The 12,993-nt window shown below is 37.3% G+C and carries 18 protein-coding genes; 2 read left to right on the forward strand and 16 right to left on the reverse strand.

Features of this window, described 5'->3' with window-relative positions:
* Window positions 1-68 precede the first annotated feature (68 nt).
* The 6 genes from PVK70_RS08295 to PVK70_RS08320 form a co-directional block, all read right to left on the reverse strand.
* Window positions 69-359: a putative quinol monooxygenase gene (locus PVK70_RS08295; protein ID WP_130044504.1), complete on the reverse strand. Its 291-nt coding sequence runs from the start codon at window positions 357-359 to the stop codon at window positions 69-71.
* A 51-nt stretch (window positions 360-410) separates the two neighbouring features.
* The gene (locus PVK70_RS08300; RefSeq protein ID WP_130047372.1) at window positions 411-1,067 is read right to left on the reverse strand and encodes a Qnr family pentapeptide repeat protein; all 657 of its coding nucleotides are present in this window, start codon (window positions 1,065-1,067) and stop codon (window positions 411-413) included.
* Between the two features lie 228 nt (window positions 1,068-1,295).
* A complete protein-coding gene (locus tag PVK70_RS08305) occupies window positions 1,296-1,670 on the reverse strand; it encodes a hypothetical protein (RefSeq protein ID WP_130047373.1) in 375 nt (124 codons plus the stop codon).
* Window positions 1,671-1,794: 124 nt separating this feature from the next.
* Window positions 1,795-2,394: a sugar O-acetyltransferase gene (locus PVK70_RS08310; protein WP_130047374.1), complete on the reverse strand. Its 600-nt coding sequence runs from the start codon at window positions 2,392-2,394 to the stop codon at window positions 1,795-1,797.
* A 29-nt stretch (window positions 2,395-2,423) separates the two neighbouring features.
* A complete protein-coding gene (locus tag PVK70_RS08315) occupies window positions 2,424-2,852 on the reverse strand; it encodes a PACE efflux transporter (RefSeq protein ID WP_130047375.1) in 429 nt (142 codons plus the stop codon).
* A 136-nt stretch (window positions 2,853-2,988) separates the two neighbouring features.
* Entirely contained in the window at window positions 2,989-4,914 is a 1,926-nt protein-coding gene (locus PVK70_RS08320) for a transglycosylase SLT domain-containing protein (protein WP_130047376.1), read from the reverse strand.
* Between the two features lie 262 nt (window positions 4,915-5,176).
* On the opposite strand from PVK70_RS08320, the gene PVK70_RS08325 reads away from it, so the two are divergent.
* Complete coding sequence (locus PVK70_RS08325; RefSeq protein ID WP_422836529.1) at window positions 5,177-6,496, forward strand: polysaccharide deacetylase family protein; 1,320 nt, start codon at window positions 5,177-5,179, stop codon at window positions 6,494-6,496.
* A 56-nt stretch (window positions 6,497-6,552) separates the two neighbouring features.
* Here PVK70_RS08325 and PVK70_RS08330 read toward each other — a convergent pair whose 3' ends face one another.
* The 3 genes from PVK70_RS08330 to PVK70_RS08340 form a co-directional block, all read right to left on the reverse strand.
* Window positions 6,553-7,101 carry a VRR-NUC domain-containing protein gene (locus PVK70_RS08330; RefSeq protein ID WP_242504748.1) on the reverse strand — a complete coding sequence of 183 codons (549 nt, stop codon included), beginning with the start codon at window positions 7,099-7,101 and terminating at the stop codon, window positions 6,553-6,555.
* 121 nt (window positions 7,102-7,222) lie between these two features.
* Window positions 7,223-7,678, reverse strand: coding sequence for a PaaI family thioesterase (locus PVK70_RS08335; RefSeq protein WP_130047377.1), 456 nt, complete (start codon window positions 7,676-7,678; stop codon window positions 7,223-7,225).
* Between the two features lie 139 nt (window positions 7,679-7,817).
* Window positions 7,818-8,480, reverse strand: coding sequence for a hypothetical protein (locus tag PVK70_RS08340; RefSeq protein WP_165367137.1), 663 nt, complete (start codon window positions 8,478-8,480; stop codon window positions 7,818-7,820).
* Window positions 8,481-8,543: 63 nt separating this feature from the next.
* On the opposite strand from PVK70_RS08340, the gene PVK70_RS08345 reads away from it, so the two are divergent.
* Window positions 8,544-8,996: a hypothetical protein gene (locus PVK70_RS08345; RefSeq protein WP_130047379.1), complete on the forward strand. Its 453-nt coding sequence runs from the start codon at window positions 8,544-8,546 to the stop codon at window positions 8,994-8,996.
* Window positions 8,997-9,058: 62 nt separating this feature from the next.
* Here PVK70_RS08345 and PVK70_RS08350 read toward each other — a convergent pair whose 3' ends face one another.
* The 7 genes from PVK70_RS08350 to PVK70_RS08380 form a co-directional block, all read right to left on the reverse strand.
* Entirely contained in the window at window positions 9,059-9,604 is a 546-nt protein-coding gene (locus PVK70_RS08350) for a sugar O-acetyltransferase (protein WP_130047390.1), read from the reverse strand.
* Window positions 9,601-9,858 carry a hypothetical protein gene (locus PVK70_RS08355; protein WP_130047380.1) on the reverse strand — a complete coding sequence of 86 codons (258 nt, stop codon included), beginning with the start codon at window positions 9,856-9,858 and terminating at the stop codon, window positions 9,601-9,603. The genes PVK70_RS08350 and PVK70_RS08355 overlap by 4 nt, the downstream gene beginning before the upstream one ends.
* Before the next feature lie 9 nt (window positions 9,859-9,867).
* Window positions 9,868-10,182 carry a cupin domain-containing protein gene (locus PVK70_RS08360; protein WP_130047381.1) on the reverse strand — a complete coding sequence of 105 codons (315 nt, stop codon included), beginning with the start codon at window positions 10,180-10,182 and terminating at the stop codon, window positions 9,868-9,870.
* An 86-nt stretch (window positions 10,183-10,268) separates the two neighbouring features.
* Complete coding sequence (locus PVK70_RS08365) at window positions 10,269-10,616, reverse strand: RidA family protein (RefSeq protein ID WP_130047382.1); 348 nt, start codon at window positions 10,614-10,616, stop codon at window positions 10,269-10,271.
* 160 nt (window positions 10,617-10,776) lie between these two features.
* Entirely contained in the window at window positions 10,777-11,130 is a 354-nt protein-coding gene (locus PVK70_RS08370; RefSeq protein ID WP_130047383.1) for a YkgJ family cysteine cluster protein, read from the reverse strand.
* Window positions 11,131-11,135: 5 nt separating this feature from the next.
* Window positions 11,136-11,471, reverse strand: coding sequence for a zinc ribbon domain-containing protein YjdM (locus PVK70_RS08375; protein WP_130044518.1), 336 nt, complete (start codon window positions 11,469-11,471; stop codon window positions 11,136-11,138).
* 169 nt (window positions 11,472-11,640) lie between these two features.
* On the reverse strand, window positions 11,641-12,672 hold the full coding sequence (locus PVK70_RS08380) for a cytosolic protein (protein WP_130044519.1): 1,032 nt from the start codon (window positions 12,670-12,672) through the stop codon (window positions 11,641-11,643).
* Window positions 12,673-12,993: the final 321 nt, after the last annotated feature.

Here is a 12,993-nt window from a genome sequence, read left to right on the forward strand (position 1 = left end):
TACGTGAGTGGCTTTTTTGTTTATAAATGGGTTAAGTAACCTAATAATGGCTAATCACTTAACGTCTATTAAAGTTTCGTCATACGATTAAGTACAAATGAAGTGATTGAGCCGTCTACCGCTTTTACATACTCAGCAATATGAGCCGTATTTAAATGATCTTGTAAAAGCACTTCGCTTTCCCACTGTTCATGAAATACAAATACATGTGGGTTATCGTTGTCTTGATGTAAATCATACTGAATGCAACCAACTTCTTTGCGTGTTGGTTCAAGTAACTTAAGCATTTCTGCCTTAACAAAGTCCGCTTTCCCTTCTTGGGCTTCAATTCTTGCAACAATCGTTAATATCTGTGTCATTTTATGCTTCCGCTCTACTGAATAAGCTCATGATTTTCTATTAGACTCTTTTTATTCGGGGAGTACAACTAATCCTAATGACTCTAGCAATTGCTCTTGTTGCCAACTACAAATTTTAACCCCCGTCACGTCTATTTTACGCGGGTCTAAGCCTTCTAATTCACAATGGCATAAGTTGGCGTCTTGCATTTTAAACTGCTCCCAAGCGTCTTCAGAAAACGAACCTCGAGATAAGTCAGAACCTTTAAAGGACGCCCCTTGTAAATTCGCCCCATTCCATTTATTTTCAAATAAATCACACTTTTCAATGCATAAGCGTTCAAAGTTTACATAGGATAAATTACAGCCTGTAATGTAAGCTGAACAAAAGTACATTTGGTGATTAATTTGATTTGAAAAACTGGCCTGAGTAAAGTTTGCCCCTTTTAAGTCACATTCTCTAAACTCAACGCCAAAAGCATTTACGCCTTTAAAATTGGCCATTGCTATCTTGCAACGTTTAAAGGACGCATCTCGTAAATCTGCATATTCAAAATGACAGCCTTCAATTGCACCTTGTTCAATAAAACTGCAATCGACAAATTGAACATCCCTTAAATTTGCTCTAGAGAAATCACATAAGTAAAACTTACACCCTTCATAATAAGCATGACTCAAATCTTGACGTGAAAAATCAACAGAATTAAATATTTCATTATATATAGCCATAAATACTCCTTAAACTTGTTAAGAAGAAGACTACCAGTAAGTACAATAAACTCAATAAAAACAAAACCTTTAATATCAACAACTTAAATTCGCTAATTTTACCACCTAGAACGAGCTATAAAAGGGGTTCACGGCACTTTAAACTTACAATCAAGCGCCAAGGTCAAAAAAATATTTTTGCAAAACAGCGAGGCTTACAGCGTGGTAAGTTAGTGTATTTGCATCTATCTACGAACAGACAAACATTTTGCTTTTTGCTCTGACAAATGCCGATACTTGTATACTGCGTGGTAAATTAAGTTTCATTACACTTTCACAGCAAGTCATTAAAACTTCTGTCGCTTTCTCTTCCCACTCACGTTCAGTTTCTAATGAGTGAAAGGATACGCATGGTTCTGTCTTTGAATTTTGCTGAAAAGTAGTTAAGGATTTATTGAAAATTACATCTTCACAGGCTTTTACCTGGCTTTGTGAACTCAGTTTTTTTCTTAGAATAGCCTGCGCTGAATTACTTAAAGTGAGCGTGCTAATAAAATCACGGTCATTAAAATAAAGATCAATTGCTCTATTTAATTGATGTAGTGCAATAGTGACACTGTCCATAATTACCTCCTTGTGGTTATAAATATATTCTAGGAGATTTTTTTAAAGCAATATGACGTTATGATCACGAATAAATATTATTGTTCACAAATCATTCAATTGTGTATTTTATTGATAGTAAAACTCATGTTAAATCTGCCCACATTTCGTCAAGCTCTTCATCTGTTGGCATTTCTGAATGCGTGATGGTTTTAATAACTCGGCAAGGATTACCAACAGCTACACAGTCTGGTGGGATATCTTTAGTTACTACACTGCCTGCACCAATAACACTTCTATCTCCTATTGTTACGCCATCAAGAATCACAGCATTTGCCCCAATCCAAACATTATCTCCAATCTTTATTGGGTTAGCTGAAGCAATTGGTAACACTCGCTCAGCTAAATCAAAAGGATGCCCTGCTGTACTTATTACGACATTCGGTCCAATTTGAACGTACTCACCAATAAAAACAGGAGCAAGATCTAAGATCTTAACTCCTGAATTTAAAAAACCACCACATTCGAAATGAATATTCTTTCCCATATCGCAATAAAATGGCGGGACGATAATCACACCTTGATAATTACCTAATATGGATTGTAATACATCTGCCCTTAATTGATGTTCAGATGGACGAGAGTGATTAAAGTCATACAGCTGTTCTTTTACTTCATCCTGAAATGCACACAGTTCTTTGTTAATAGGAATTTGAACTGAAAAATCTGACAACTTATAACTCATAACCACTCCTTAGTTAAGCGAATCCCTATCTATTGAGTGACTTGTTTTATCTCATTAATAGGGAAAGCTTCATCATAAGCTAAATTATAAACATACGCATAAAACAGATAGAAAACAACGAGACCAATATCAAGAATAAAAGCTTCTAATAAACTAATATTTAAAAACCATGCCATTGCAGGAATAGTTAAAAACAATAACCCACCTTCAAACCCTAGGCTATGAACAACACGGTTTAATGTTGATTTAATCGTAGTGCCTGTTTTTCTCATCATGTACTTATCAAATAGGATGTTATAAACATAATTCCATCCAGTGGCGACAAGAGAAAATACAACCCCCATAATGCCAACATGACCCATTTCAAAACCAAATTGACTCAAAACACCGACAATAAGAATAAGACCTATCAATTCAAACATAATAGCGTGGCGAATTCGGTCAAAACGACTTCTCATAATAAAAACTCCAAAGATTAATGTTGGCGCCATTATATAAATAATAATGACCAGATAAAGTTAGAAACCATCTCTTTTCCGGATGCTTATAGCATCAATAGGTGACGGCGTCACTTCTAGTAATTTGACTGCTGCGCTATGGATGCCAGTTTGATTCTGCTTGTGTTAGAAAAGGACCTTTTCGACCCATAATTTCTCGATAATACATTTCAAACATTAAAATATTTTTCACATAAACTCTGGTCTCTTTAAATGAAATGCCCTCGATATACGCAAAGATATCAATATTCGGGTTAGACTGTCGTCGCCATACAGACACCATCGTTGGCCCCGCGTTATACGCAGCGTAAGCAAAAATCCTATTTTGATCATAGTGATTCAATAAATGACCAAGATAGCGACTGCCAATTTCAATGTTCTTTTCAACGTTAAACAGCTCAGTTCTTTGCTGATAACTGATATCATATTTATCTGTGATGTATGTTGCTGTACTTGGTAAAACCTGCATTAAGCCCAAAGCCCCCACAGGAGAATGAGCGAACGGAGAAAAGCCACTCTCTTGCCGTGTTAATGACAATAACGAAATAACATCTACTTTATGTCTCTTACCATAGCGCTCAAATACATCATAATAATGAACTGGGAAACGCAAATAAATGTAATCCCATAGTTGGCCAACCAATGTCGCATCATGGACAAAAGCCTGCCATTTCTGTTGTTTCGCATAAGTAGTAAGTAAAGCTTTGTCTTTCATTGGTGTTCGACTAATTAGATGCCGCCATTGACTCTTTGCTGCCCCCTCTTTTCCAAGTGCTAACAATTCATGTACTCTAGCTATATCAGATTCATACATAGACAACTTTTCACTGTTTACTTCAGCCCGTGCTATAGGGTATTTAACTTGCCTATTAAGACTGATTGCTGCTGCCACACTATAAAAGTGACGCTCCCCTGATATACGTTTTAATCTCGCCTCTCCCGTTGCCTTATCGCCCAATTCAATTTCACTTCGTCCTAACCAATATTGCCAGCGATACGACGTTATATTCTCTTCTGGTAACTTCAAGACCCAATGTTGAATACCTTTCCAGTCAGCCTTTCTAATCGCCAATCGGATTCGTTGCTCTAATGCTGTTTTATTGCGTGAGTTTTTAAATACCTGATCTCGCCATTCAATTACATTTTGATCTTTTGCTTCTAATAATCGTACAGCAGCAAATTCTAACCCCGGTTGAAACTCTCCCTCTTCAAACTTAAAATGATCCATTAAAAACTGAAACGTAGGATAGGCTTTAGCGACATCATGGCGAGCTACATGCATAAACATTGTTTGAGCATAAGCACGATTAAACGAATTATCTTTTTTGGTTTCAAAGCGCATTATCATTTTGTTTGGCTTTTGATATAGCTCTAGCATTTCGGTCAATACATCCTTACTCTGCTCACTAGATGCTAATTTTCGTAAATAAGTAATTAGACGTGAATTACGCCGCTCTACTGCCAATAGTGCACGTTGAAGGATCTCCGTATCTGTTTTTCCTCCCGACTGCGTCCAATATAAAAACAACGCATTACAAGCAGTAGAGACACTCTCCCCATTTAACCAAAGTGATTCGGCTCCTTTAAATGCGAACGCGGTATTTCCTTGGTGATAATGAGCGGTGTAATACCAACATTGGTAATCTTGATCTCGAGGTAACGTGATTTGATACTCAGTTAACGCTTTCCAATTTTTAGATGCGATTAACGCATTAAGGTAATCAGCACGAATGGAAACAGAAAAAGGATAGTCAGAATACTCTGTTGAGAATTGATTCACTTGAGGTGGTGTTTTATTGGTGATATCAAATAAAAATGCACGATAGTCAGTATATGCTGCTAATGGGTAGCCATTGATACTGGCACGTTTCTTATCATAAACAGAAATGTCTTTCTTATTAAAACCTTGCTGAATGGCGTCATACGCATAGCGATCTAACCATAATTCAGAAACCGACACAGCCTCTGAGCAATAGCCAGTAAAAATCATCCCTATACACCAATGCCTCATCCTTAAGTTCATCAGCTATCCTTTATTTTACTTTTTATAATCAATAAGTGTGGTCTATTTATTGATCATTTTCCATTCATTGATTTATTTTTGAAGGCAAGCAATGTTAATAACTCTATATTCAATTTGTTACATATTCTCTTGAAAAGAGTCGCAAAAACAAGTTAACGATTAGAGTTTACTGGCTTCATTTTTGTTTTATAAAGCGCCTCTACTACACTCTTTTTTTATTTAATTCAAAGGGAGTTGTAATGTGAAAAAATCAAGGTCATTCATTCCACCAATCTTAACAAGCACCTTAATCTTTAGCTCTGCACTTACTCAAGCACAAGTATTATCTATCGACAATGTTGCACCATCAGTATTACCACCAATTCAAGTGTCGCATACACCGATGTTCATTAGTTTAGGCTTTGATGACAACCTTGAAATAGATGGTTTAAAGTGGGTAATAAAACAATTATCCAATAATCATAACCCAAAAGGTAATGACCAATATGCAAATCAAACTCTCTCTGCATCTTTCTTCATGCATTGTGGGCCAGCTAGAGATAATGGAGACATTAAAACATTATGGCGCCAATTAGTGACTAATGGACATAATATAGGTAACCATACAGAAACACATCCTGATGATAAGGTAAACTACAATCCTCTACAGCCTTGGATGACTGCTGAGCAATGGCAAAAAGAAGTCAAAGATTGTAATGATTTTTTGAAACAGCCTCAAAAAGATGGTGGTATTGGAGTTACGCAGGTTTCAGGCTTCCGAGCTCCCTTTATGACCTACAATGACAATACACTTAAAGCGGTTGTTGCCAATAACAGCGCTTATGATGTTAGTTTCCCCGCAGGGATCACACCAGAGCAAAATGGCCTGAATAATTATTGGCCATTTACTCTAGATAATGGCAGTCCCTCTCATAATGCTGCAGTGAATGGTTGGTGGAAGCCTGCAATTAATAATTACCCCGGTTTATGGGAAATCCCCCTTCATACATTAATTGTTCCGCCTGATGAACTATTAGAAAAATATGGTTTAACCTATTCACTAAGAGATAAAATAGCAAGCCGTGTTGGTTATTTTGACCCGTTATCAGGTAAAGGTGATAATTTTGATTGGAACCTATACACAACACCGAACTGGGGTGCTGCAGGCCTTAATGAAAATGATGTCGTTGCCATATACAGCTATAACTTAGATCTACGCTTACAGGGAAATAGAGCACCACTTGTACTTGGATTACACTCTGCATTTTATGGTTATCTTAATGGAGAAGAACATTTTGGTATGCCAGAAACAACGGTCAAATCTCGCCAAAATGTACTAACTCGATTTATAGCTTACGCATTAAGTAAACCCGAAGTTCGATTTGTTAATCACAAACAAATTATTGATTGGATGAGAGATCCAGAACCTCTAACGTTATGCCCTAAGTCAGAATGGCAACCTCATGATGTTTACCGCAAAGGTGAAACCGTTAACTACCAAGGAAAAATATGGCAAGCCCAATGGTGGACTCAACTTGAAATTCCAGGAATTGTGGATAATTCACCATGGGAAATAGTTAATTTTTGTACCGCTAACCGCTAGATAATAGCAAGCCCCTCTTTTTGATTTAAAAGGGGGCTTTTTCTATCTATTAAAAATTACACGCCAAGTGGGTTAGGAAATTGAACCACTTTAATGTCATAGCTTTTCGCCGCATATTGATGACTTTCTTCAACTAAAGATACGATTTCCACATCGCATTCCAAAACAGATTTAATGTTTGATAAACAGATCAATTGCGCATCGGTTAAGCTCTCATCAGCCTGTTTAACCACAACGAATAACAATGTTCCATCTGGCTTATATAAAAATAGATCTGGCTCACCAGAGGTAATCCCTGTTCGTAATCCTTTAAAAAGAGAAAGCTTAATTGGATCTATATATTGAGCTATTAATACTCGTCCTGAGTGATAAGTTGGGTTTTCAACCTCCCAATTACCTAGAGCATAAAATGCCGTACCTAACCACCCCTTATCGTTATATTGAGCTAGCGTATAATACTTAGAAAAATATAATGAGGGCTCTTCATAAACCTCAGCAGGAACAAATAAATCGGAGGAGACCCAATCCACTCTCCCTTGATTCCAGCTATCTAACAACGTTTGAGGGTAATGTAATACCGTTTCCTTAATCGTGTGAATCATCATAAACTCCATTTACTACGACAATATTTTAAAAACAAATCAGTTATCTAAGTTCTTAATCTATAATACGTTGAATTGTCATTATGGAATTTGATAAGTGGCACATTTTCAACTAGCGGAAAAATTATTTATCTCGATAGATCATACAGGTAGCTGTAGCATGCGCATACAAGTTACCTTGCTTATCTTTCAAGCTTCCTTCTGATATACCCAAAGAGTAACCTGACTGTATGACACGGCTTTCGGCGATCAATAGTATGTTTTGGGGTATTGCCTTCAACATTTTCACATGCAAGTCGATCGTCCCATAACCTACATTAGGTTCTAAGGTGGTATGAACGGCACAGCCTGTTACTAAGTCCATTACTGTTGCAAAGAAACCGCCATGCACACCACCAAGAGGATTTAAATGACGCTCATCCGCCATCGCTTCAAAAATGACTTTTCCATATTCAGCAACAGTGATTTTCATTGGCACAACTTCCGACATTGATGGATGTGGAAAGTCACCAGTCACCATTGCTTGCATCAGTTCTAAGCCAGACAAAAGCTCTAAACCTGTTGTTTTTTCATTAAGCATTACATTTCCCTATGTATATTTAATTAGAATTATTATCTACATCTAGTAAAAATACTGCTTAATTAAGGGAATGCCATTATCCATTCGTCATAGTGTGAACCAAGTAACAACTGGACAGACCAGAACGACTTAACAACTGCTAACTATTTTGCTTTTCCATTTTTAATTCTGCAGAGACTTTAGTTACGCGAACTGAAATCGCAATACAAATCAAATAAGGGCTTAAATACCAAAAAGCTTCTTCCAATGGATGTTTTTTGGTTTCTAGCATCGTAGTTTCATACACATGCTTTTGACTCTGGTAGTTATCAAACATACCTTCTAAGTACATGATATTAGATTCAATTAGCCCCGAGCTAAAAGTAATTTTTGGTAAGCTATCAAACGTAATATTAGGAAGCTCATTAAAATTCATCGAACGTAAATACAGTGTTGATTCTAAAAACCAAGCACAAGATTGTTGCGACTCAACCCCCTCATCCACGCCTTTCTCATTCGTACATAAGAAACTCTCTAGCTGATTAGAGGTATACTTATTGATGGATTCAAGGCTCAGTACCGCACGAGTATGCTCTGTCTCTGCCCAATCACTGGCTACTCTTGATCTGACTTCAGAGACGGTTCCCATCAATCCTATGCCAGCAACAAGCGGCCAAAGATAATCGACTTTTTTCCATTGCACTTTAGATAGGTTTTTGCCACACCACAAAGGGATATGTAAAACTCCAGTAAGAAGTAAGGTCATAAAGAAGAAAAACGTTGAATTGGAGAGTATAATCTCACTACTAAAAAAACTGTCCATAACGGCTTATTTACACTCTTTTGATTACGTAAACTCTTTGGATAAAAATAAAGAAGGCTCTTGATGAAAAAACGTATACATAGTGCATACAAAGGTGAAATCTATGGTATTTCATTTTTTACTTATTTTGCAGATAACTATACTGATAAAACATCTCACCCACTGTGGTTAGCCTTGACTCAAGTTGAGATAGTAACGGCAGATCTACTTGAGATCAGCCTACACAAGCTTCAAATACCGTTTGAACGCCACGACCCTTTAATGATCGATAAAGGCATTATTGATGCAAAACGCTGGCTTACTCTGCCTTGGAATGAGCTTGTAGATACACTCACCGATTGGGTCAAGCCATACGAAAAAAAATATCGTGAGTGGGCTCTAGAAGCAGAAGACCATACTGAAGTCTTCCAGCTAATCGCAGACCACGAGACTGCTATTTACCAATGTTGGAAAGCAGAACAAAACGGAGAACCCGGCATTGGTTATTTATCTACATTTATACAAAAGTACACATAACTATAAGTAAAAAGTGATATGTACTATTAATTCAACTTGCTCTTTTTAATGCGTAAATTCACTTATATTGATTTTGTTACGCGACATGGATTCCCAACGGCAACACTGCTCTCTGGTATATCACGCGTAACCACACTCCCCGCTCCAATCACGCAGTTATCCCCAATAGTAACCCCTGGTAATATTGATACATTACCTCCAAGCCAAACATTATTGCCAATAGTGATTGGAGAGCCATACTCAGTACTTAGACGCTCAATAGGATCTAACGGATGCGTTGCCGTAGATATCATAACATTCGGACCAAACAGAACATTATCACCAATCGTCACCTTACACACATCTAATATTGTCAAATTATGGTTAGAATAAAAATTACTCCCTAGCTCAATGTTATAGCCATAATCACAAAAGAAATTCGGTTCTATATTTACGTGATCTTTTATACAAAGCAGAGCTTTTAAAATCTCAGCTCTTTCATCTAGCTTGGTTGGATCAGCCAAGTTAAATTGATGGCATATTGCCTTCGCTCTCATCCTTTCACTGAGCAAAACGTCATCCCAAGCATCGTAAGGTAAACCTGCAAGCATTTTTTCTTTTTCAGTCATTTTAATACACATCGAGATACCTTAGATCCTGCTATAAAAGCGATAATAAGCAACAATAAAACAAAGACGGTAGACACCAAATAACTGATCCCTACAGAAAAACCAAATCCCCAAGCTAACGCAAAAACCAATCCCTGAAAAGCCTCATAAGGCCATTGATAAACAGGAAAATGCGAACCTGTGGATAATAGAGCAATAAGTCCTATTAACGTAAAAAATGAAGCCAATAAACCAGAAATTCGTGCTTTATCCATATCTATTACTCAAACATAAAAAATAGCTAACCAAACCGTTACTTCTTTTAAAGATGTCGCTTTAACCTTGTGTTTTTCGTGCGCTTTAATATTAAGGTAATCGCCTTTCTTTAAGTGTACTTCACGGCCATCTTCAAACTCTATGACACCAAAACCAGATAACACCACGACCCACTCATTTTCATCCTGATCATACCACCCTTGCTCTGGCGAACTCTGTCCATAAGATAAAACACGCTCAATACGAAGATTCTGAGTTGTCACTATCTCTTCAAATATCTCAGAAGGGACTGAGGTTGGAATATCTTCAAATACATTATTCATCTGCTGCTCTCCTTGCATAGCATTTAAAATAAAAAAGCTCGATAAACCATTGTCTATCGAGCTTTATTTTAATACAAATCGTCTTGTTATTTCACCGCAGCGACAAAAGCAATTTCAACTAAATAATCAGGATCGGCTAACTCTACTTTTAAGCAAGCTCGGCTTGGTGCGCAGCCTTCAGGTAACCACTTAATCCATGCGTCATTTAAAATGCTTAGATTTGCAAAATCAGTAACATAGATAGTGACTGAAACAAGACGTGATTTATCACTATTTACGCTTGCAAGCATCGCTTCTGCTTGAGCAAACACTTGCTCTACCTGACCTAGCATATCTGCGGTTTCATCAGCTGGCACTTCAACAAAATGCGCCATCTTATTAAACACCGTTACATCAGACCATTTTTCACTTGGATTAATACGTTGGATATCCATTATTCAATAACACTCAACTATAAATTATCGTGACGCATTTTGCTCAAGATTTACCATTTTGTCACTCTAAATTTATAAAAAATGCACATGATTTATGCGACTCAAAATTGGACAATTATACTATGGCAGTAAGGTATTAATATCTGGGTCTTTATTGTATTCAAACCAACACTTGCCGTGTACTTCTATTAAAGTGATGCACTAATTTTTCGATATTCTCATCTATCATTTGCTCAGGTTTACATCCATTTGGACAGGCCATACGTGGTGTTGTACCAAACAAGCGGCAGATCAGTGGACGCTCTTCATATACAGTGCATCCATACGGACCTAAGTGCACACAATTATACGCTTCTAGTGCGGCTTCATGTTCAGCGTCTGTTTTAACAGGCAAACGTCGCATTTCTTCTGCTGATGCCGTGACTGGTCCACAACAATCGTGACACCCTTTTGTGCATTCGAACGATGGAATACGCTGTCGTAAAATCTCAATGACTTCTCGATCATCATTCATAATAGTTAAGCTTTTTTAACAAATTGAGCAGTGACCATCATTTCACCAACGCCATCGACTTTACAATCTAACTGATGATCTTTTCCATCAACGATACGTTTAATAACAGCTTTTGTGCCGACTTTAATCACTAAAGAGCTGCCTTTTACTTTGAGATCTTTAGCAACCGTAACTTTATCGCCTTCTTCTAACAAGGTTCCGTTCGCGTCTTTTACGCTCACCATCTCTTCCATAAGAACTTCTTCAGGGTTCCATTCATGGGCACACTCAGGACAAATGAGATGGTTTTGATCTGGATAAACAAATTCTGAATGGCATGCAGGGCAAGGAGGAAGAGACATATTCGATTACTTCTTATTTAATGGACTTAATCTTTATAGTAATAGGTCTATATAAAGAATGAAATGCCTTAGTGAAATATCATTAAAACACATATACAAAAACACCCCATTCAAGATGAGGCGTTTTTATTCAGTTATCGGCACAAGCACTAATTCTCAGCAACAAGCGCTAGGCTAGCTGTCTTAATTTATGCTCAACCATTGGGTCATCAGGCACTAATAACTGCGCCATTTCTAACAGTTGGATCGCATCTTGTGGGTGTTCATCTTGATGCTTCATTGCGATATCAATTAAAGGTTGTACATCTATTTGAGCTTGATGCTCTTGTACGTGCGCTTCTTTCTCACCAAGGACAATGTTGTGTGCTTTACTCAATAAGCCTAGACGATGCTCAGAGCTTGAATTGGCTTTATTAAGGCGCTTGTAATAATCTTCTTTAAAACGCAATGTTTTAGTCTGCTGACGGAACTGAGCAATATCGATTTGTTGGTGACGCATAAAATCAACCGCCACTTGCTTATAAAAACCAAACTTATTCAAATACGTTGCATGAGTACCGTGCCCCATGCCAAACACACGTAAATGTGTCAATTCTGGATAACGTTTTGCGTGCAGGCGATCAATGCGGTTAGTCGGATCATAAATGATATAACCTTTCGCTTTGCCTAAATTAAGATCGTGGTAATCCCCTTCCCAATCAAACTGTTGTGCTATCTCTGTGCTTGATCTGTCATCCCACGGCGCTATATTCTGGTTTTTAGTGCTCACAGGGTGAAACAGCAGTACTTGGTCAAGTTGCAACACATCGGCAAAAGCACCAACGGCAAAACCACCACGACTTAACCCATAACCCAATCGGTTTTTAAACGGTTCGAGTAATGTTGATAATTGTTCGAGGAAGAAGATTAAATTGCGACTACGGAACCAATTACTTTGACCTAAATGTTGAAAGGCAATGATATTCACTTCTTGCTTTTGCGCCAAGTGATAACCCCACGGTGCAAAGTCATCATGAAGGTCTTGTTCTTTTAGGTTAGTTCCAGCAGGAGAAAACGTAAACAGTAATGGCTTATCCAAGTCAATAAACTCATACTTAACAAAGACATCGTCAAGTAAATCGCTTCCAGTCATTGGAAGTCTTGCTTGTTGCTCTGAGCGTGAGTTGGTTAACCACTCATCTAACCAATACAGTAATTTCATTTAGCTCTCCTCTAAAACAGGCGCGAGATTGTATCAAAGATAGCCGCTGAACGAAAATTTAGTTTGAACACTAATATTTATAACTAAAATAAATTTAATAAGCAGTTGATGCAGAAGAATAAAAAAATAAGCAGTAATTATGAAAGAAATCCGCTAGAACTGATTATTCGCATTTTCATTTGTTGTTGAATGTCTCATAACAATAAAAACAACCTCTCAATAATAAGATTTTAATGTATATTAATCCTTATTCTATTGATAAAATAAATATTACTTAATTCTATTTGATATTCCTGCATGAAACTAAGGCTTTTAACAGCT

It is taken from the genome of Aliivibrio sp. A6 (assembly GCF_028765505.1).
Taxonomy (GTDB): Bacteria; Pseudomonadota; Gammaproteobacteria; order Enterobacterales; family Vibrionaceae; genus Aliivibrio; species Aliivibrio finisterrensis_A.